The sequence below is a fragment of the Gordonia sp. X0973 genome (assembly GCF_013348785.1).
In the GTDB taxonomy this organism is placed as follows: domain Bacteria; phylum Actinomycetota; class Actinomycetes; order Mycobacteriales; family Mycobacteriaceae; genus Gordonia.
In genome coordinates this window covers 2127028-2148330 of the sequence record NZ_CP054691.1, presented here as the reverse complement: position 1 = coordinate 2148330, position 21303 = coordinate 2127028, and the positions used below count along the sequence as shown (strand labels likewise).

Annotated in this window: 16 protein-coding genes; 14 read left to right on the top strand and 2 right to left on the bottom strand. The window is 69.3% G+C overall.

All coding sequences use genetic code 11. The features are described from left to right. The first annotated feature begins 82 nt into the window (after positions 1-82). The 4 genes from ileS to HUN08_RS10460 are packed head-to-tail and all read left to right on the top strand — an operon-like array spanning position 83 to position 6559. The gene (gene ileS / locus HUN08_RS10475) at positions 83-3316 is read left to right on the top strand and encodes an isoleucine--tRNA ligase (RefSeq protein WP_124248989.1); all 3234 of its coding nucleotides are present in this window, start codon (positions 83-85) and stop codon (positions 3314-3316) included. Position 3317: 1 nt separating this feature from the next. Next, complete coding sequence (locus tag HUN08_RS10470) at positions 3318-4715, top strand: DNA polymerase IV (protein ID WP_301546669.1); 1398 nt, start codon at positions 3318-3320, stop codon at positions 4713-4715. A 9-nt stretch (positions 4716-4724) separates the two neighbouring features. After that, entirely contained in the window at positions 4725-6023 is a 1299-nt protein-coding gene (locus HUN08_RS10465; protein ID WP_124248988.1) for a glycosyltransferase 87 family protein, read from the top strand. Further along, the gene (locus HUN08_RS10460; protein WP_301546668.1) at positions 6020-6559 is read left to right on the top strand and encodes a GNAT family N-acetyltransferase; all 540 of its coding nucleotides are present in this window, start codon (positions 6020-6022) and stop codon (positions 6557-6559) included. The genes HUN08_RS10465 and HUN08_RS10460 overlap by 4 nt, the downstream gene beginning before the upstream one ends. Here the strand turns inward: HUN08_RS10460 and HUN08_RS10455 are convergent. After that, positions 6556-7536 (bottom strand): asparaginase domain-containing protein, encoded by a 981-nt coding sequence (locus HUN08_RS10455; protein ID WP_124248986.1) that lies wholly within the window; start codon positions 7534-7536, stop codon positions 6556-6558. The two genes, HUN08_RS10460 and HUN08_RS10455, sit on opposite strands and share 4 nt — an antisense overlap. 154 nt (positions 7537-7690) lie before the next feature. On the opposite strand from HUN08_RS10455, the gene HUN08_RS10450 reads away from it, so the two are divergent. After that, the gene (locus HUN08_RS10450; RefSeq protein WP_124248985.1) at positions 7691-8269 is read left to right on the top strand and encodes a hypothetical protein; all 579 of its coding nucleotides are present in this window, start codon (positions 7691-7693) and stop codon (positions 8267-8269) included. A gap of 113 nt (positions 8270-8382) precedes the next feature. Here HUN08_RS10450 and HUN08_RS10445 read toward each other — a convergent pair whose 3' ends face one another. Then, positions 8383-9366, bottom strand: coding sequence for a hypothetical protein (locus HUN08_RS10445; RefSeq protein ID WP_124248984.1), 984 nt, complete (start codon positions 9364-9366; stop codon positions 8383-8385). Between the two features lie 48 nt (positions 9367-9414). Between HUN08_RS10445 and lspA the strand changes: the two genes are divergently transcribed. From lspA to HUN08_RS10400, 9 genes are all read left to right on the top strand, one after another. Further along, complete coding sequence (gene lspA, locus HUN08_RS10440) at positions 9415-9993, top strand: signal peptidase II (RefSeq protein WP_124248983.1); 579 nt, start codon at positions 9415-9417, stop codon at positions 9991-9993. Then, positions 9986-10912 (top strand): RluA family pseudouridine synthase, encoded by a 927-nt coding sequence (locus HUN08_RS10435; RefSeq protein WP_124248982.1) that lies wholly within the window; start codon positions 9986-9988, stop codon positions 10910-10912. The genes lspA and HUN08_RS10435 overlap by 8 nt, the downstream gene beginning before the upstream one ends. 102 nt (positions 10913-11014) lie before the next feature. Continuing rightward, positions 11015-14566 carry a DNA polymerase III subunit alpha gene (dnaE, locus tag HUN08_RS10430; RefSeq protein WP_124248981.1) on the top strand — a complete coding sequence of 1184 codons (3552 nt, stop codon included), beginning with the start codon at positions 11015-11017 and terminating at the stop codon, positions 14564-14566. A 46-nt stretch (positions 14567-14612) separates the two neighbouring features. Continuing rightward, the gene (gene ilvA, locus HUN08_RS10425) at positions 14613-15989 is read left to right on the top strand and encodes a threonine ammonia-lyase IlvA (protein WP_165353449.1); all 1377 of its coding nucleotides are present in this window, start codon (positions 14613-14615) and stop codon (positions 15987-15989) included. A 231-nt stretch (positions 15990-16220) separates the two neighbouring features. Continuing rightward, on the top strand, positions 16221-17018 hold the full coding sequence (locus HUN08_RS10420) for an ABC transporter permease (RefSeq protein WP_124249006.1): 798 nt from the start codon (positions 16221-16223) through the stop codon (positions 17016-17018). A gap of 4 nt (positions 17019-17022) precedes the next feature. Next, the gene (locus HUN08_RS10415) at positions 17023-17889 is read left to right on the top strand and encodes an ABC transporter permease (protein ID WP_124248979.1); all 867 of its coding nucleotides are present in this window, start codon (positions 17023-17025) and stop codon (positions 17887-17889) included. Positions 17890-17892: 3 nt separating this feature from the next. Further along, a complete protein-coding gene (locus HUN08_RS10410) occupies positions 17893-19272 on the top strand; it encodes an MlaD family protein (RefSeq protein WP_124248978.1) in 1380 nt (459 codons plus the stop codon). Continuing rightward, positions 19269-20288: an MlaD family protein gene (locus HUN08_RS10405; RefSeq protein ID WP_124248977.1), complete on the top strand. Its 1020-nt coding sequence runs from the start codon at positions 19269-19271 to the stop codon at positions 20286-20288. The genes HUN08_RS10410 and HUN08_RS10405 overlap by 4 nt, the downstream gene beginning before the upstream one ends. Beyond that, positions 20285-21295, top strand: coding sequence for an MCE family protein (locus HUN08_RS10400; RefSeq protein ID WP_124248976.1), 1011 nt, complete (start codon positions 20285-20287; stop codon positions 21293-21295). Before HUN08_RS10405 ends, HUN08_RS10400 begins: the two co-directional genes overlap by 4 nt. Positions 21296-21303 lie beyond the last annotated feature (8 nt).

The window sequence follows — 21303 nt, the reverse complement described above, 5'->3', positions numbered from 1 at the left end:
CAAGCGGGGTGGTACCGCGACGACCGACCGCCAGGTCGGCGCCGTCCCCGTGCAGTGACGAGCACGGAGGCACCCGAACGCCATGTCGACATCGCAGGAATCCCTGTCGTCTGACCAGTCCCGCCCCTATCCGGTGGTCGATCTGACCGGCGGAACGCCGCGCGCGCCGAAGTTCCCCGACATCGAAGAGACGGTGCTCGCGTACTGGGATGCCGACGACACGTTCCGAGCCTCGATCGAGCAGCGGGCCGACGCCCCCGAATTCGTCTTCTACGACGGGCCGCCGTTCGCCAACGGTCTCCCGCACTACGGCCACCTGCTGACCGGCTACGTGAAAGACGTCGTCCCGCGTTTCCAGACGATGCTCGGCAAGCGGGTGGAACGACGCTTTGGGTGGGACACCCACGGGTTGCCCGCCGAGTTGGAGGCGGAGCGGCAGCTGGGCCTCACCGACAAGGCGCAGATCGAGACGATGGGCGTCGACAAGTTCAACGAATACTGCCGCGACTCGGTGTTGCGTTACACCGGCGAATGGCGCACCTACGTGAACCGGCAGGCCCGCTGGGTCGACTTCGACAACGACTACAAGACGCTCGACCTCGACTTCATGGAGTCGGTCATGTGGGCGTTCAAGGAGCTCTACGACAAGGGCCTGATCTATCAGGGCTACCGCGTGCTGCCCTACAGCTGGTACGAGCAGACGCCGTTGTCGAATCAGGAGTCGAAGCTCGACGACGCCTACAAGATGCGCCAGGACCCGGCGCTCACGGTGACCATGCCGCTCTCGGCGTCGGGGGAGCTGGCCGCCCTGGACGGGGTGAACGCGGTGATCTGGACGACCACGCCGTGGACGCTGCCGTCCAACCTCGCGATCGCCGTCCACCCGGATGTCGAGTACTCGCACGTCCGCGCGCAGGACGGCACCGAATACCTGCTGGCCACCGAGCGGGTCGGTGCGTACGCCGCCGAACTGGGCGACGCGGAGACCCTCGGCACCTACACCGGCAAGCAGCTCGCCGGACTCTCTTACACGCCGCCGTTCGACTTCTTCGCCGGTCGTGCTAATTCCCACGTCGTCCTGCTCGCCGACTACGTGACCACCGATTCCGGTACCGGCATCGTCCACCTCGCGCCGGCCTTCGGTGAGGAGGACTTCGACGTCGCCGCGGCGAACGGCATCGAGGTGGTCCGCCCCCTCGACGACGGTGCCCGGTTCACCGCCGAGGTGCCCCCCTACGAGGGCCAGATGGTCTTCGACGCCAACCCGGTGATCATCAAAGACCTCAAGGCGGCCGACGCCGGGAGCGCAGCGAGCGGGTCGCATCTGCAGGGTCGGATCCTGCGGCACGAGACCATCGAGCACTCCTACCCGCACTCGTGGCGCTCCGGGCAGCCGCTGATCTACATGGCGGTGCCGAGCTGGTTCGTCGCCGTGACGAAGATCCGCGACCGCATGGTCGAGCTGAACCAGGAGATCAACTGGTCGCCCGAACACATCCGCGACGGCCAATTCGGCAAGTGGCTGGAGGGTGCCCGCGACTGGAACATCAGCCGCAACCGGTACTGGGGTGCACCCATCCCGGTGTGGGTCTCCGACGACCCGGCGCATCCGCGCGTCGACGTCTACGGATCGCTCGACGAGCTGGAGCGCGACTTCGGCGTGCGCCCGGACAACCTGCACCGGCCGCATATCGATGAACTGACGCGGCCCAATCCGGACGACCCGACGGGCCGCTCGACCATGCGCCGCGTCCCCGAGGTGCTCGACTGCTGGTTCGAGTCCGGATCGATGCCGTATGCCCAGGTGCACTACCCGTTCGAGAACCGGGATTGGTTCGACGGCGACCCCGCCACCGGCGAAATTGCCCACAACCCGGGCGATTTCATCGTCGAGTACAACGGTCAGACGCGGGGGTGGTTCTACAACCTGCACGTGCTGTCGACGGCCCTGTTCGACCGGCCGGCGTTCAAGACGGTCGCCGCGCACGGCATCGTGCTCGGCAACGACGGTCAGAAGATGAGCAAATCCAAGCGCAACTATCCCGACGTGAACGAGGTGTTCGACCGGGACGGGTCGGATGCGATGCGCTGGTTCCTCATGGCCAGCCCGATCCTGCGCGGCGGCAACCTCGTGGTCACCGAGCAGGGGATCCGCGAGGGCGTCCGGCAGGCGCTGCTGCCCCTGTGGAACGCCTATAGCTTCCTGCAGCTCTACGCGCAGCGGCCGGCGCAGTGGCGGACCGACTCGGACAACGTGCTGGACCGCTACATCCTCGCGAAGCTGGCGCAGACCCGCGACGAGATCACCGCGGCCCTGCAGACCTACGACATCTCGGGGGCCTGCGACTCCTTCCGGGAGTTCTGCGAGTCGCTGACCAACTGGTACGTGCGGCGTTCACGCGCCCGCTTCTGGGCCGGCCAGGACGAGGATCCGGCCGCCTTCGACACGCTCTACACGGTGTTGGAGGTCGCCTGCCGGTTGGCCGCCCCGCTGCTGCCGCTGGCGACCGAGGCGATCTGGCGGGGCCTGACCGGTGAGCGGTCGGTACACCTGACCGACTGGCCGTCGGCCGATCTCCTACCGCGCGACGCGGAGCTGGTCGCCGCGATGGACGAGGTGCGGGCGGTGTGCTCGGTGACCTCCAGTGTGCGCAAGGCCAACAAGCTGCGCGTGCGACTGCCGTTGCGGGAGCTGACGATCGCCTCGCCGACCGCGGAACGGTTGGCACCGTTCACCGATCTCATCGCCGACGAGATGAACGTGAAATCGGTTGGACTGCACACGGATCCGTCGAAATTCGGTAGCAGCGAAGTCGTCGTGAACGCCCGCGCCGCCGGTCCGCGGCTGGGCAAGGACGTCCAACGCGCGATCAAGTCGGTCAAGTCCGGCGACTGGTCGGTGGCGACGGGGGAAGACGGCGCGGAGGTCGTCGTCGCCGACGGTATCGAGCTGCGCGACGGCGAATACAGCCGCAAGCTCGTGGCGAGTGCCCCCGACTCGACAGCCGAGCTGCCGGGCGGAACCGGATTGGTCGTCCTCGACACCACGGTGACCCCGGAGTTGGAGGCGGAGGGCTGGGCGAAGGACCGGGTGCGCGAGCTGCAGGAGGCCCGCCGCGACCTCGACCTCGACATCTCCGATCGCATCGTCGTCCGCCTGGTGGTTCCGGCGCCGCGCCTGGACACCGCCCGCGAGCATGCGTCGATGATCGCCGGGGAGATCCTGGCGACCGAGTTCGACGTCGAGGCCGCCGACGGCGGACCGGCCGCCGTCGAACTCGGCGACGGCGCGAGCGCGGACATCCGCAAGGCCTGACGTGTCCTCCTCCCCCGGGGGTGGGGCCGGTGCCGAGACCAGCCCGCGCTGGGTGCTGCACCTGGACATGGACGCGTTCTTCGCGTCGGTGGAGCAGCTGACCCGGCCGACACTGCGCGGGCGCCCCGTCCTCGTCGGCGGGCGCGGTGGCCGCGGGGTGGTCGCCGGGGCGAGCTACGAGGCACGCGCCTTCGGGGCGCGCTCGGCCATGCCGATGCACCAGGCGCGCCGACTCGTCGGGGCCGCCGCCGTGGTGGTGCCGCCGCGCGGCGCGGTGTACCGGGCGGCGAGCACGCGCGTCTTCGACGTCGTCCGGGCGCGGATTCCGATCATCGAGATGCTCTCCTTCGACGAGGCCTTCGGCGAACCCGCCGAGTTGGCCGGCGCGTCCGCGGCACGGGCGGGTGAATTCGCCCAGGAGCTGCGGGCGGCGATCCGCGCGCAGACCGGGCTGACCGCCTCCGTCGGCCTGGGATCGGGGAAGCAGATCGCCAAGATCGCCTCGGGCGACGCCAAGCCCGACGGCGTGCTGGTCGTCGCACCGTCGCGCGAACTGGACTATCTGCACGGCCTGCCCGTCCGCAAGCTGTGGGGGATCGGGCCGGTGTCGGGGGAGCGCCTGGCGCGGCTGGGGATCGAGACGATCGGCGACTTCGCCGCCCTCGCGCCCACCGAGGTCGTATCGGTGCTGGGGTCCAAGGTCGGGTTGGCGCTGCACGAGTTGGCCCGGGGCGTGGACAACCGGCCGGTCCACGAGCGTGCCGAGGCCAAGCAGATCAGCTCGGAGTCGACGATGGCCGTCGACATCGTCGCGATGGGACCGCTGCGCGAGGAGATCACCCGCTCCGCGGCCGACGCCCACCGACGGCTGGTGACCGACGGGCGGCTCGCGCGCACGGTCGTGGTCAAACTCAAGCGCGCGGACATGTCCGTGCTGACCAGGTCGGCGACGCTGCCGGTCGGGACCGCCGACCGGGCCGAATTGACCGCAGCGGCCCAGCGGCTCGCCCTCGACCCGCTCGAAGTAGGACCGATCCGCCTCGTCGGCGTCGGGTATTCGGGACTGACCGATGCCGAACAGTTCACGCTGTTCGACGAGGAGAAGGGGGGCGTCGAGGGCGACCGGGAGATGCCGGCGCCTGTCCCGGAGCCCGCCCCGGGGCCCACCGACGACGCCGCGACGGCTCCGGCGGACCCGCCACCGCTCTGGGACACCGGCGCCGACGTCGCGCATGACGAGTTCGGTCACGGGTGGGTGCAGGGGACCGGCCACGGCGTGGTGACCGTGCGCTTCGAGACGAGGGCCACCGGCCCCGGCGCCGCGCGCACCTTCGATCTCCCCGAGCCCGCGCTGCACCCGGCCGATCCGCTGGACTCGCTGGCCTGGGATGAGAAGTAGGCTGTCGCGGTGAGCGAGCCACAGATCGACTCCCCGCCGGACGGGCCCCAACCGGCCGACGGCGGCGACCGTGCCGAGCCGCGCGTCGGCGGTTCGCGCCGATCGGCACTGCTGCTCGTCGGGTCACTCGTCGTCCTCGCCGCGGCGATCGCCGTCTGGTTGTGGCTGCCGATCGCGCGGGCCTACATCGACCTGCTCGTCTACCGGCTCGGCGGGCGCACCTGGCTCGACGGCAATCTGCTCTACGGGCCGTTGCCGCCGGTGCTGAACGGCGAGGAACTGCCCTTCACCTATCCGCCGTTGGCGGCGATCGTGTTCGCGCCGATGGCGATGCTGGCGGAGCACCCGGCCGCCGCGGTGATGTTCGCGCTGTCGACGGCCGCACTGGCCGGGACGCTGTGGCTGGTCCTGGCCCGAATCCGGCCGGATACCCGGGCGGTCACCCGGCTGACGGTGGTGGTCCTGGTCACCGCTGCCGCGCTGTTCATCGAGCCGGTGCGCGAGACGCTCGGGTTCGGACAGGTGAACCTGATCCTGATGTTCCTCGTGGCCGCCGACATCCTCGTCGACAAGCCGTGGTGGCCGCGCGGCACCCTGATCGGTATCGCGGCGTCGGTGAAGCTCACCCCGGCGGCGTTCATCCTCTACTTCGTCGCCGGTAGGCAGTGGCGGCCCGCGATCACCGTCGCGGTGGCGGCCGCGGTCGCCACCGGGATCGGGTTCCTCCTGGCCCGCGCCGATTCGGTGCAGTACTGGTTGCGGGGCACCGTCGTCTCGACCAATCGGATCGGACCGCCGCAGTTCTCCAGCAACCAGTCGATCAAGGGGATGGTCATCCGATTCGGCTGGTCCGATTCGGCCACCATCGTGGTGTGGCTGGCCGCCTCCGCCGTCGTGGTCGCGATGGCCCTTGTCGTCATGCGGCGGATGGTCGTCGCCGGTGACCCCCTGGCCGCGATGGTGGTGAACGCGGCGACGGTGTTGCTGATCTCACCGGTCTCGTGGTCGCACCACTGGGTGTGGATCGTCCCGGCCATCGTGTTGGCCGTCGACACGGTGCTGAGGCGACGTCAGTCGGGGGCGCCGCTGCGGTGGTGGCCGATCGCGGCCATCGTCGTCGTGGTCGTCGCCTATTACGTCGGTCCGCACTGGACGGTACCGGCCGGCTACGCGCGCGAGTTGCACTGGAACTGGTGGCAGACCATCGTCGGAGACTTCTATGGATGGACGGCGCTGGCCGGCCTCGTCGTCTTGCTGCTCCGCTACCGCGGTCCGCGCGAGCGGAACGCGCGCGAGGTGTCGTCGTGATCATCCGCCGGGAGCGCGCGGGGGACGAGCTGGGGATCGACGAGGTCCATCGTCAGGCGTTCGCCGCGGCGTCGGAGCCGGGGAGCCAACCGGCCGAGGTGGCCCTGGTGCGGGCGTTGCGCGCGAGTCCGTCGTGGGTCCCGGCATTGTCGTTGGTCGCCGACGGCGGCGACGGGATCGTCGGACACGTCTGCCTGACCCGCGGACTGCTGCGCGGTACCGGTGCGGATACCGGCGCGCTGGGATTGGGGCCGCTCGGCGTCCTTCCGGCCGCACAGGGGCACGGCGTCGGGAGCGCCCTCATGCATGCGGCCCTCGGCGCGGCCGAGGCCCTCGGCGAGACGGTCGTGGTGCTCCTCGGCAATCCGGCGTACTACCGCCGCTTCGGCTTCGGCCCGGCATCGGATGCGGGGATCGTGCCGGATGTCGGCGAATGGGGTGGGCCGCCGTTCCAGGCGCGGGTACTCGCCGGCGAGCACGGGTCGGTCGAGCACTGCGTCTTCCGGTACGCGGAGCCCTTCTACGACCTGGTCTAGTCCGCCCCGCCGTCGACGGGCCCGGATTTCGCCAAGAATTCGGCGACTTCGGCCCGTGTGGCCCCGGCGGTCAACAGCGCGACCAGCGCCATGCGCGCCTGCGGGGCGCGCAGCCAACCCGACATGAGGGCGCCCGCCGCGACGAGGTCGACGGCACCGCCACCGCCGCCGTACAGCGCGGCGACCTCGCCGTAGGGCACGCGGGTGCTCACCACCACCGTCACCCCCTGCTGGACGGCCAACGAGACCTGGGCGGTGATGTCGGGGTGGGTATTGCCCGAACCGGTGGCGGACAGGACGATCCCCGCCGCGTGCTGGGAGACGGCGGCGGCGATCGTCCCTGGGCTGACACCCGGATACAGGGCGATCGTGTCGACCCGGGCGGTGCGCCCGGCGGGCACGGGCAGGTCGACGAGGGGTCGGCCGAGAGACGGGTGGACCGCGTCGTAGGCCCGCAGCGCCTCGGTGTCGACCTTGAACAGGCCCCGGATCGGTTGCGGCGGACCGCCCACGACGACCTGGACCCCGCGCCCGGTCGACGCGGGGTCGAGCGCGCAGGCGATGGCGGCGGCGATGTTGGCCGGGCCGTCGGCGTCGGGATGATCGCTGGGCAGCTGTGCGCCGGTGAACACGACGGGCCGGGGGTCGTGGGCGTAGAGATCGACGAGGAAGGCCGTTTCCTCCATCGTGTCGGTGCCGTGCGTCACAACGACGCCGGCGACGTCGGGATCGGCAAGGGCGCCCTGGACGGCGGTGGTGATGATGAATTGGTCGCGGGTCCGCAGGGCAGACGAGTCCCTGGTCATCAGGTCGACGGTCGTGATCTCCGGCGGCCCGGTGGTCCCGGCCTGGTCAAATGCCCGTTCGGCCAGCGACATGAGGTCACCGGAATGGAGTACCGGGATGGCGCCCCCGGCGGTCCGGTGCGAGGCGACGGTGCCGCCGGTGGTTATCAGCACGACCTTTTTCGTCCCCATCTGATCTAGCGTGTGGGAACCATTCGGCGGGGTCAAGCGTTGACGGCGTGTTGACCCGGGCGCTCAGATAATTCACGGGTCGCGTGGACTAGCCTCATGGGGGCTTTGGCAAGAGGTGCGCAGCCGTTGTGCGCCGTCAGAGAGGGATTGGACTGTGAAACTACCGAAGATTGCTGCCGGCGCGATGGTTGTCGGCGTGGCGCTGTCGCTCGCCGCCTGTGGTGGCGGCAACAACGACGACGGCCTGCCGTCACTGCCCCCGGTGAGTTCGTCAGCCGAGGCGTCCCAGGCCGCCCCGGACGGCGGGCACGTGATCACCGGCGTGACTGACCCGAAGAAGCGTCCGACGGTCAAGACGCTCAACGCGATGCTGGACATGGCGCTGGACCCGAACGTGCCGAACTCGGAGAAGACCCAGCTGGTCGAGGGGTCGGAGAAGGATCCGGCCGTGTTCGACAAGCTGGTGCAGGCCCGCAAGGAGAACCCGGACGCCACGTACAAGATCTTCCCGCCGGTGATCCCCGACGGCCCGCGTCGCGCGACCGTCAAGGTTCAGCTGAAGATCGGCGAGAACCCGCCGGCGAAGGCCGAGGCGGGCATCGTCTACGTCGACGGCCGCTGGAAGCTCTCGAAGAACACCGTGTGCCCGTTGCTCAGCGGCAACAACGTGAGGACCGCGATGTGCCCGGCGCCCGCAGGCGCGTCGAAGCACAAGCCGCACCCCGCGGGATAACCACCAGCGACGCAGACCCGTCACCGGACCGAACGGACCGGTGGCGGGTCTCGTCGTATCCGGCGGGTGCCCACTCGACGCGATTCAGGTGCCCACTCGGCGGGGTTGGGGCGCTACCCGGTCCAGGAGAGCTGGTAGCGGGTCTGCTGGACCAGGGGATGGGCGGCGTCGGCGCCGATCAGCTCGCGCGCACCGCGCAGGTCGAGCTTCCCGCCGACCGGCAGCGCGCGGCGCAGGTCGATGCGCAGCGTTCCGCGGCCGAGCGACGAATAGCGGGCGATCCGCAGGGTCTGACTGGTACCGGGCACCGTGTAGTCCGAGCCCGTCGGGGACTCGTCGAGGGAGACGTCGAGGTCGACGGCGTCGCCGGTGCGCCCGCGCAGCGTGGCGGTGATGGTCTGGCGCAGCGTCGTGGCGCCGAGCAGTGTCCGGGTCGAGCGCCACGTCGCACCGGTGCCGACCGGCTGATCCGGCAGGGCGACCGTCGTCTGCAATGCCGTCACCAGGGTGTTCTCGATGATCGCGCGGGAGTTGTCCGGGGCGCCGCCGTTCGGCCACAAGCGCAGCGAGATCGGTACGCGCGCCGCGCCCACCGTCAGGCCGCCGCGCGAGCCGGAGTCCTTGCCGAGATCGCCGGCGACGACGGGGTCGGCGGCGGAGAAGGAATCGAAGCGCAGCGCGACGTCGGCGTCGTCGGTGCAATGGTGCCGTGCGGTCAGCTCGACGTTGACCGCCTGGTCCTGCCGCGACGAGGACTCCTTGTCGTCGGCGGGTGCGTCGGCCAACCGCGACAGCACCGTCGTCGTCGCCGAGAAGCGCACGTGTTGGGCCGACCCGCGGTCCGGCGCGGCGCGCAACACCGCGCGGTCGCCGTCGCCCGCGGAGACCAGTTCGACGGTCGGTTGCGCCAACGGGATCGGCCGGACGGTCGCATCGGCGGTCGTCGATTCGGCGGCGCACGGCGCGGTGTCGGCACCCGAGTCCTTCGATCCGCATGCGGGCAGGCAGAGCGCGAGCAACGCCACGGCGGTCGAACCCAGCAGCCGCCCGCACAGTGCCGTCGGTCGGGCGGTCGGGGAGGTCGTCGCGGCAAGCACGGCCCCAGACTAGCGGGCGGGAATGGGCGCACCAGTACCCTGGGCGACGTGCAGAAGCGATACCTGACGACCCTCACGGTGTTCGGCACCGCGCTCGCGGTGGTGCTGGCCGACGTGGCGACGAAGACGTGGGCGGTGGCGCACCTGGAGGATCGCGACCCGGTCTACCTCGTCGGCAGTTGGTTCCGGCTGGTCCTGCTGCGCAACAGCGGCGCGGCCTTCTCGATGGCGACCGGGTACACCTGGGTGCTCACGATCATCGCGATCGTCGTCGTCGCGGCAATCATCCGGCTGGCCGGACGGCTGCGCTCCGGGTGGTGGATGTTGGGTCTGGGGCTGGTCCTCGGCGGTGCGTTGGGCAACCTCATCGACCGGGTGTTCCGCTCGCCCGGGGTGCTGCGCGGCCACGTCGTCGACTTCATCGCGGTCGGGTGGTGGCCGGTGTTCAACGTGGCCGACTCCGCCGTCGTCTGCGGCGCGGCGCTCCTCGTGGTGCTCACGATCCTCGGATTCGACTACGACGGCGGGCGCAGCGGGTGGGCGGCCCGTCGGCGCGGCGCCGTCGAGGGAGAGGGTGCCGGTGATCCGGCCGCCGCGGATATCGAGACGGGCGACACCCGTGCGTGAGTCGCGGACGCTGCCGGTGCCCGACGGGGTGGCCCAGATGCGGGTGGACGCCGGGGTGGCGCGCATCCTCGGCCTCTCGCGCACCGTGGCGGCCGAGCTCGCCGCGGCCGGCGACATCACCGTCGACGGGGCGGTCGTCGGCAAATCCGACAAGCTCCCCGCCGGGGCCATGCTCGACGTCCTGCTGCCCGAACCGGCCCAGCCGCTGCGCGTCGAGCCGACCCCCGTCGAAGACCTGGGCGTCGTCTACCACGACTCGGACATCATCGTCGTGGACAAGCCGGTCGGCGTGGCCGCCCACCCGTCGCAGGGCTGGTCGGGGCCGACGGTCGTCGGGGCGCTGGAGGCGGCCGGGTTCCGCATCTCCACCTCCGGCGCGGCCGAGCGGCAGGGGATCGTGCAGCGCCTCGACGTCGGCACCTCGGGCCTGATGGTGCTGGCCGTCTCCGAGCACGCCTACTCGGTGCTCAAACGCGCCTTCAAGCAGCGCACCGTCGAGAAGCGCTATCACGCGCTGGTGCAGGGACACCTCGATCCGCCCTCGGGGACGATCGACGCCCCGATCGGCCGCCATCCGGGCAACGACTGGCGGTTCGCGGTCACCGCCTCGGGCAAGCCGTCGGTGACGCATTACGACACGCTGGAGATGTTCGCGGCGGCGTCGCTGCTCGACGTCCACCTGGAGACCGGGCGCACCCACCAGATCCGGGTGCACTTCTCGGCGCTGCACCATCCGTGCTGCGGCGACCCGACCTACGGTGCCGACCCGGTGCTCGCCAAGCGGCTCGGCCTGGACCGGCAGTGGCTGCACGCGCGCGAGTTGGCCTTCGCCCACCCCGCCGACGGTCGCGAGGTCCGGTTCATCAGCGAGTACCCGGAGGATCTCCAGCACGCGCTGGACGTCCTGCGGCAGGGTTGAGCCGCGTCCGGGCGCACCCGGATCGGTGTCACATCTGCCACACCAATCACGTCCGGGCGTGGCGGCCGATGAGTGTCCGACCCGCGTCCTAGAGTGGACGCCGTGACCGACTCCGGATCCTTCGTCCACCTGCACAACCACACCGAGTATTCGATGCTCGACGGTGCGGCGAAGGTCGGTCCCATGTTCGCCGAGGCCAAGGGCCTGGGCATGACCGCGCTCGGCATGACCGACCACGGCAACATGTTCGGCGCGAGCGAGTTCTACAACGTCGCCAAGCGCAACGACATCAAGCCGATCATCGGCATCGAGGCGTATATCGCCCCGGAGTCGCGGTTCACCACCAAGCGCGTGCAGTGGGGCACGCCGGACCAGCGCTCCGACGACGTCTCCGGTAGCGGCGCCTACACGCACATGACGATGGTCGCCGCGAACGCGACGGGCCTGCGCAACCTGTTCAAGCTGTCCTCGCTCGCGTCGATCGAGGGCCAGTTGGGCAAGTGGGCGCGCATGGACGCGGAACTGATCGCGGAGCACTCCTCCGGGATCATCGCGACGACCGGCTGCCCGTCGGGCGAGGTGCAGACCCGGCTGCGGCTGGGGCACGACCGCGAGGCGCTGGAGGCGGCCGCGAAGTGGCGCGACATCTTCGGCCCGGAGAACTTCTACCTCGAAGTCATGGAACACGGCATCGAGATCGAGAGCCGGGTGCGCGAGGGGCTACTCGACATCGGTCGCAAACTCGGCATCAAACCGCTCGCCACCAACGACTGCCACTACGTGACCCAGGCCGACGCCGGTGCGCACGAGGCCCTGCTCTGCGTACAGACCGGCAAGACGCTCTCCGACCCGACGCGCTTCAAGTTCGACGGCGACGGCTACTACCTGAAGTCGGCGCGGGAGATGCGCGAGCTGTGGGATTCGCAGGTGCCGGGCGCCTGTGATTCCACGGTGGAGATCGCCGAGCGCGTCGAGTCCTACGACGAGGTCTTCACCCACCGCGACCGGATGCCGGTGTTCCCGGTGCCGGAGGGGGAGAGCGAGTCGACCTTCCTGCGCAAGGAGGTCATGGCCGGGTTGGCGCAGCGACGGTTCGCCGGCACCGAGATCCCGCAGGAATACCTGGAGCGGGCGAACGTCGAGCTCGACATCATCATCCAGATGGGTTTCCCGGCCTACTTCCTGGTGGTCGGCGACCTCATCGCCCACGCGCACGAGGTCGGGATCCGCGTCGGTCCCGGCCGCGGTTCGGCGGCCGGTTCGATCGTCGCCTGGGCGCTGGGGATCACCAACATCGACCCGCTGCCCTACGGGCTGCTGTTCGAGCGCTTCCTCAACCCCGAGCGCGTGTCGATGCCCGATATCGACATCGACTTCGACGATCGCCGCCGCGGTGAGATGGTCCGCTACGCGAGTCAGAAGTGGGGCGAGGACAAGGTCGCTCAGGTCATCACCTTCGGCACCATTAAGACCAAGGCGGCGCTGAAGGACTCGGCCCGGGTCCAGTTCGGCCAGCCGGGATTCGCGATCGCCGACCGGATCACCAAGGCGCTGCCGCCGCCGATCATGGCGAAGGACATCTCGGTCGCCGGTATCACCGATCCGAGCAACGAGCGGTACGGCGAGGCCGCCGAGGTCCGCGACCTCATCGAGACCGACCCCGACGTGAAGCGCATCTACAACACCGCGCTGGGCCTGGAGGGCCTGATCCGCAACGCCGGCGTGCACGCCTGCGCGGTCATCATGTCGCGGGACCCGCTGACCGATGCCATCCCGGTGTGGAAGCGCGCCCAGGACGGCGCCATCATCACCGGGTTCGACTACCCGTCGTGTGAGGCCATCGGCCTGCTGAAGATGGACTTCCTCGGCCTGCGCAACCTCACGGTCATCAACGACGCCCTGGAGAACATCAAGGGCAACCGCGGCATCGAGCTGGACATGGACACCCTGCCGCTCGACGACCCGGCGACCTTCGACCTGCTCTCGCACGGACAGACCCTCGGCGTCTTCCAGCTCGACGGCGGGCCGATGCGCGACCTCCTGCGCCGGATGCAGCCGACGGCGTTCGAGGACATCATCGCCGTCGGTGCTCTCTATCGCCCCGGCCCGATGGGCATGAACGCCCACAACGACTACGCCGACCGCAAGAACGGGCGGCAAGAGGTCAAGCCGATCCACCCCGAGCTGGAAGAGCCGCTGCGCGACATCCTCGCCGAGACCTACGGCCTGATCGTCTACCAAGAGCAGATCATGCAGATCGCCCAGAAGGTCGCCGGCTACTCGATGGGACAGGCCGACAACCTGCGCCGCGCGATGGGTAAGAAGAAGAAGGAAGTCCTCGACGAGGCCTACGACGGGTTCGCGAAGGGGATGGCCGACAACGGCTTCTCCAAACCCGCCGTCAAGGCGCTCTGGGACACCGTCCTGCCCTTCGCCGGATACGCGTTCAACAAATCGCACGCGGCGGCCTACGGGTTGGTCTCGTACTGGACGGCCTATCTCAAGGCCAACTACCGCGCCGAATACATGGCCGGACTGCTCACCTCGGTCGGCGACGACAAGGACAAGTCGGCGATCTATCTCGCGGACTGCCGCAAGATGGGGATCACCGTCCTGCCGCCCGACGTCAACGAGTCACAGCCGAACTTCGCCGCCGTGGGGACCGACATCCGATTCGGGCTGGCCGCCATCCGCAACGTCGGCGCGGGGGTCGTCGACTCGATCATCGCGTCGCGCATCGAGAAGGGGAAGTTCACCAGCTTCTCGGACTACCTGTCGAAGATCGACGTGGGCGCCTGCAACAAGAAGGTCACCGAGTCATTGGTGAAGGCCGGCGCCTTCGACTCGCTCGACCACCCGCGCAAGGGGCTGTTCCTGGTGCACGCCGACGCCGTCGACTCGGTGCTGGGGACCAAGAAGGCCCAGGCGATGGGTCAATTCGATCTGTTCGGCGACATGGGGGACGGCGGTGACGTGGTCGACGACGTCTTCGCCGTCAAGGTCCCCGACGAGGAGTGGGAGACCAAACACAAGCTGGCCCTGGAGCGGGAGATGCTGGGCCTCTACGTCTCCGGCCACCCGCTGGCCGGCCTCGAACACGCCATCGCCGCGCAGACCGACACGTCGATCACGACGCTGCTCGAGGGGGAGGTCGCCGACGGCGCCCAGATCACCATCGGCGGCATCATCTCCGGCGTCAACCGCCGCGTGAACAAGAAGGGCGAGTCCTGGGCGGCGGTGACCGTCGAAGACCTCGTCGGTGGCGTCGAGGTCTACTTCTTCCCGCGGGCGTACGCCGCCTTCGGGATGGACATCGCCCAGGACAACATCGTGCTCATCCGCGCCCAGGTCCGCCAGCGCGACGACGGTCTGATGATCGCGGCCAACGACCTCGCGGTGCCCGACCTCCAGACGTCGGGGGCGACCAAGCCGGTGGCGCTCACGATCAGCGCCCGGCTGTGTACCCCGGACCGGGTCAGCGACCTCAAGCAGGTACTCCGGCGGCATCCGGGGCCGGCCGACGTCCACCTGACGGTGGTCAGCGAACAGCGGCAGACGATGCTGCGCCTCACCGATCAACTGCGGGTCACGCCGTCGTCGGCGCTGATGGGCGACCTCAAGGCACTGCTGGGTCCGTCCTGCCTGGGGGCGTGAGACGATTGGTGTCGTGACCGAAGCCCCGACCAGCCACGACGCCCCCTTGCCCGCCGAGCAGCCGCGAGCGGCGCTGCCGACCGTCGCCGACATCGCGGCGGCCGCCGAGCGGATCGCCGGCGCGGCATTGGTGTCACCGCTCGAGTTCTGCCCGCGCCTCTCGGCGCGCCACGGCGTCTCGGTCTATCTCAAGCGCGAGGACCTGCAGGCGGTGCGGTCGTACAAGATCCGCGGCGCCTACAACGTGATGGCGCAGCTGACGCCCGCCGAGCTGGCCCGCGGCGTCGTCGCGGCGAGCGCGGGCAACCATGCGCAGGGGGTGGCCTTCGCGTGCCGCACGATGGGCGTCCACGGCCGGATCTACGTGCCGGTGACCACCCCGAAGCAGAAATGCGACCGGATCCTCTGGCACGGCGGCGACTTCGTGGAGCTGGTCAAGACCGGTGACACCTACGACGCGGCGGCCGCGGCGGCGCAGGCCGACGTGCGCGAGTCCGGCGCGGTGTGGATCCATCCCTTCGACGATCCGCGCACCGCGGCCGGTCAGGGCACCATCGCGCGCGAGATCGTCGAGCAGCTCGACGGCGTCCCCGACCTGATGGTCGTTCCCGTCGGCGGCGGCGGATGCCTGACCGGCATCATGACCTACCTGCGGGCCAGCGACCCGTCGGTGCGGGTCCTCGGCGTCGAGCCGGCCGGTGCGCCGTCGCTGGCCGCCGCACTGCTCGCCGGCGGCCCGGTGACGTTGGAGCAGATCGACTCCTTCGTCGACGGGGCGGCGGTGCGTCGGATCGGCGCCCTCGCCCACAGCGCGGTGTCGGCCGTCGATCCGACCGTCGTCGACCACCGCGACCTCGCCGCCCACCGGTCGGACGGGTCGGGCGTCCGGGTCGTCGACGAGGGAGCGCCGATGCGCCCGGGCGAGGTCCGGGTGACGCAGGTCGACGAGGGGGCGATCTGCTCGACCCTGCTCGACCTGTACCAGAACGAGGGCATCATCGCCGAGCCCGCGGGGGCGCTGGCCGCCACCGCGCTGGACGGGGTGGACTTCGCCGGCTCGGGAATGGGCGAGGACGCGAAGGTCGTGGTGCTGGTGTCGGGTGGCAACAACGATGTCTCCCGCTACGGCGAGATCATCGAGCGGTCGCTGGTGCACCGCGGCCTCAAGCACTACTTCCTCGTCGACTTCCCGCAGGAGCCGGGGGCGCTGCGCCGGTTCCTCGACGAGGTGTTGGGCCCCGACGACGACATCACGCTCTTCGAGTACGTCAAGCGGAACAACCGCGAGACCGGCGCGGCACTGGTCGGTATCGAGCTGGGGTCCCCGCAGGGGCTGGCCGGGCTGCTCGAGCGGATGGAGTCCTCGCGGCTGGACTGTGCCCGACTGGACCCGGGATCGCCGGAATACCGGTATCTGACCTGACTCGATCGGGTGCCTGACCTGACACGATGGTGGACATGTGACCCAAATCGCAATGGCCATCGGCGGGCACGGTATATTACTCGCGAGTCGGTTCGCGGAATCGGCGCAAGCGTATCGGGGTCGGGGTCCGGCGCGGACGCTTCGGGGCGATGAGGACGAGTGAGGCAGGGGAGAGTGGTCACAAGTACTCCGGTCGCGGACACACCGGTGAAGCCCGTGCGGGTCTCGCCGGTGCGCAAGTGGTGGAGAGAGCACATCGTCGCCTCTTTCGACACTTTCGGTCGCCAGCTGGGGATGTTCGTCGAGGTCTTCCGCACCCTCTTCACCGACATCGCCAAGCGGCGCTTCCCCTTCGGCGAATTCGTCCGCCAATGCGCCTTCATGGCCAGCACCTCGGTCTTCCCGACGTTGCTCGTCGCCATCCCGATCGGCGTCATCGTCTCGATCCAGGTCTCCAACATCGCCGGTCAGATCGGTGCGAACTCCTTCGCGGGCGCCGCCACCGGTCTGGGCGTCATCCGCCAGGGCGCACCGCTCGTCACGGCCCTCATCATGGCCGGTGCCATCGGCTCGGCGATCGCCGCCGATCTCGGCTCGCGCACCATCCGCGAGGAGATCGACGCCATGAAGGTGATGGGCGTCAACCCCATCGAACGACTGATCTCGCCGCGCCTGCTCGCGACGATGGTCGTCAGCTTCCTACTCTGCGGCTTCGTCTGCTTCGTCGGCTTCATCACCGGCTACGTCTTCAACGTGTACATGCAGGGCGGCACACCCGGTTCCTATACCGGCTCCTTCGCGAATTTCGCGAGTACCGCCGACCTGTGGTTCGCGCTGGTCAAATCGGTGATCTTCGGTGCCATCGTCGCCATTGTCGCCTGTGACCGCGGGTTGACCACGCGCGGCGGCCCGGCCGGCGTCGCCGACTCGGTGAACGCCGCGGTCGTCAACTCGGTCATCCTGCTGTTCACCGTCAACGTCGCGCTCACCCAGGTGTTCGCGCTCATCGTCCCGGCGAAGGTGGTGTGACGACGTGACGGCATCCCGGTATACCCCCCCGGTCCTCCGGCCGGTCGAGATCCTCAAAGGCATCTATCGCGGACCGCGCGACGCGCTCGCCCGGATGGGCCACCAGCTCACCTTCCTGTTGAAGGCCCTGGGTGCGGTACCCCTCACCTTCAAGCAGTACTCGAAAGAGGTGTGGCGCCTCCTGGCCGACATCGCCTGGGGCAACGGCGCGATCGTCGTCGGCGGCGGCACCGTCGGCGTCATGGTCATCCTCGGCCTGATGGGCGGGGCGACGGTCGGCATCGAGGGCTACACCGCGCTGCACCTGCTGGGCATGGACCCGGTGGTCGGCGCCATCTCCTCCTTCGCGACGACGCGCGAGATCGCGCCGCTGCTGGCCGCGACCGCGTTCACCGCGCAGGCGGGCTGCCGGTTCACCGCCCAGCTCGGCTCGATGCGGATCAGCGAGGAGATCGACGCCCTGGAGTCGATCGCCATCCGGCCGATGCCGTACCTGGTCACCACCCGGATGATCGCCGCGGTGCTCTCGATCGTGCCGTTGTACGCCATCGCCCTCTCGGCGAACTATCTGGCCGCGCAGTTCATGTTCCAGATCCAGAGCGGCCAGGGCGACGGCACCTACATCTACTACTTCCAGCAGTTCCTGCTGTCCTGGGACATGGTGCTCTCCTTCCTCAAGGTCATCGTGTTCGTCCTGCTCACGACGTTCATCCAGTGTTACTACGGCTACTTCGCCAGTGGTGGTCCCGAAGGGGTCGGGGTGGCCGCCGGCCACGCCATCCGCCTGGCGATCATCGTCATCGTGTTCGCCAACCTGATCATGACCCTGGTCTTCTGGGGCACCTCGGCCGGAATCCAGATCTCGGGGTAGACCATGCCATTCATCGACACAACCGGACGCAATCCGTCACTGACCAGCTACGTGCTGCGCGGCGTGGCTTTCTTGGCCGTGCTGATCGCGCTCTTCGCGGTGCTGGCACTGCGCTACGAGGGCAAGTTCGACAAGGTCATGCCGGTGACGGCGACCCTCGACGACGTCGGCGACGGCCTGGTCAGCGATGCCGACGTCCGCTACAACGGGTTCATCGTCGGGCATGTGACCGGGGTGAGCGTCTCCGACCGGATCGGGCGCAACGGGCACCAGATGCGCACCGTCGCGATCAACCTGGATCCCAAGCAGGCCAAGGGGATTCCGAGCACGGTCAGCGCGCGGACCGTGCCGTCGAACCTGTTCGGCGTCAACGCGGTGGAGTTGGTCCCCGACGACGGGACGCAGACCTCGCAGATGATCTCCGCGCACAAGGACATCGGGCCCTCGCAGTCCCGGCAGACCCTCGCGCTGCAGGACGCGCAGAACCAGTTGCGCGACATCATGCGGGCCGTGCCGCCCGAACAGCTGTCGCAGGTGCTCGCCACCATCGCCGACGCGATGCGCGGCGGCGGCACCACCTTCGCGATGTTCTCCGAATCGCTGCGCGAATACTTCGACCAGCTCAACTCGATGTTCCCGCCCGGCGCGCCGTCGGGGTTCGAGGACTTCAACAACACCGTGATCGGCCTGTCCCGCTCGGCGCCGCAGCTGCTCGACGCGCTCGGCAAGAGCGTGGTCCCGGCCGCGACCATCGCCGAGAACCAGGCGAATATCGCCGCGCTGCTGTCCGCGGCGCAGGGGGTCACCGATGAGGCCCAAGCCCTGTTCGCGGCCAACGGCGACACCGGTAAAGCCCTGGTCACCGACCTGAACCAGGTGGTCGGCGCTGCCGTCCTCGAGCCGCGGGCGCTGCCCGACGCGGTGGTCGCCCTCAACCGCCTGGCCGCCCGCGTCCAGACGGTGTTCACCGCGGTCAACGGGCATGCCCGCCTCAACCTGGGCATCAGCTTCAGCGCATTCATGCGCTACACCCGTCAGAACTGCCCGGTGTACAACGGCGGCAAGTACGGCCAGCTGCGCGGCCCGGGCTGTGTGGGACCTGGCACCGGCACCGGGCCGACCAGCTCGGGTCCGCTGGCGATCTTCCCGCCCAGCATGCGCCGCACGGCGGCGGCCGGCGCGGTGACCACCGGCACCGACATCGGGACCCTGCGCGCGATGCTGGGCCACGAGCCGTCGCCCGCTGAGATCCTCATGCTCGGTCCCCTCGTCGACTCGGTGGCCCCCAAGAACGGGTCGAAGCCGACCACCAAGCGCAAGCACGGCAACCACTCGCCGGCATCGCCTGGCCAGACCACCCCCCGTTCGGAAGGAGGGCGATGACCATCCGCAAGCCGTTGATCGGCTTCTCCCTGTTCGCGGTATTCGCGCTGCTGCTGACGTACACGATCTGGTCCACGCTGGAACGCTCCGGCCCCAGCAGCACCCACGAGTACAACGCGGTGTTCCACGACGCCTCCGGGTTGGCCTCCGGTGACGACGTCCGCATGGCCGGCGTCCGCGTCGGGCGCGTCTCCGACGTGAAGCTCGACGACGGGAAGGCGCGGGTCGACTTCACCGTCGACACCGGCCAACGCGTGTACGCCGCCACCAAGGCGGCCATCCGCTACCAGAACCTCATCGGACAGCGGTACCTCGCGCTCAGCCTCGTGGAGGGGCAGCCGCAAACCGAGTTGAAGCCGGGGGACCGGCTGCAGCAGCCGTCGGAGGACTCCTTCGACGTCACCCGCCTGCTCGCCGGGTTCCAGCCGCTGTTCGACACCCTGACCTCCGAGCAGATCAACAACCTCTCGCTCGGCCTCATCTCGGTGTTCCAGGGCGACACGGTCTCGCTGACGTCGACGGTGGGCCAGATCAGCAAGCTGGCCAACGACATGGCCGACCGCGACGAGATCATCGGATCGATCGTCACGAACCTCTCCGGGGTGCTGCACGACGTGGCCGCGCAGGGATCGCAGGTCTCCGACCTGACCCGCGGGTTGGCCGACCTCATCGCCAGCCTCAACTCGAACTCCGCCGCCTTCGGCAAGGTCGTGGCCGACGTCGGGCGCACCGCGGCCGGGTTCGGCGACATCCTGGCGCGCAGCCAGGACTCGCTCGTCGGCGCCGGGCGCGACGCGACCCTGGCCACCAACAAGCTGATCCAGCTCGGTTCGAAACTCGACCGGGCCGCCGTCGAGGTGCCCGTGTTCCTCGCGCACTTCCCGATGGTGATGGGGCAGGGCGCCCACCTCAACATCTATGCCTGCGACCTGGACGTCACCTTCGGCGACGTCCTGCTCCCACCGGGGATCTTCAACAAGGTCGGCGGCACCGCACACTCGGAGGCATGTCGATGAGTTTCCGATCGCGCTACCGCGAGCGCCCGCAGCTGTGGACCGGCATCATCGGTGCCCTGGCGATGGTCCTGGCACTCGTGCTCGTCTTCGTCTTCGCCGGCGCCCACATCGGCAAGAAGACGATGTCGGGTGATTTCGAGCAGGCCGGCGGCATCCGGCCCGGCGACAAGGTCCGGGTGGCCGGAATCGACGTCGGCGAGGTCAGCGGCACCCGGCTGGTCATCGGTAGCCGTGATTCCAAGGCGCACGTGCAGATCAAGATGAAGGTCGACCGCGACGTCAACGTCAAGTCCAACGGAACGGCCGAGATCAAGATGTCGACCCTGCTGGGCCAGCGCTACATCGACGTCTCGCTCGGGGATGCACCGGACGCGCTGAAAGACGGCTTCTTCCCGATCGACAAGACCGTCGTTCCCTACGACCTGCAGAAGACCATCGAGGCTGGGACGCCGATCCTCGCCGGGATCAACCCCGACGATCTGTCGGGCAGCCTCACCGAGCTGAACCGTCAGCTGGCCGGCGCCCCCGCGCTGACCCGTCCCGCGATCGACGGGCTGGCGCGGATGTCGGAGGTCATCACCAGCCGCAAGGACCAGATCAACCAGTTGATCGCCGACACCAAGCGGATCACCTCCGTCGTCGACGACAACCAGGTGCAGCTGGCGATGATCATCGGGCAGGGCCAGCAGTTGGCCACCAAGATCGTCACCCGCGAGGCGCTGGTCACCCGCCTGCTCGACGGTCTGGCCACCCTGACGCGGTACGCGCAGCAGATCGGTGCGCAGAACGCCGGTCAGCTCGCCCCCATGCTGGCCAACATCCAGACCATCTCGGCCGGTCTGGAGAAGAACCGCAACAACCTTCGCAAGATGCTGGAGATCCTCCCGATCACCGCGCGCGCGACGGTCAACATCACCGGTGACGGCCCCTACGCGAACAGCTACCTGCCGTGGGGCCTGTTCCCGGACAACTGGCTGTGTACGGCCCGGGTGGTGGACGGATGCTGATGAAGCAG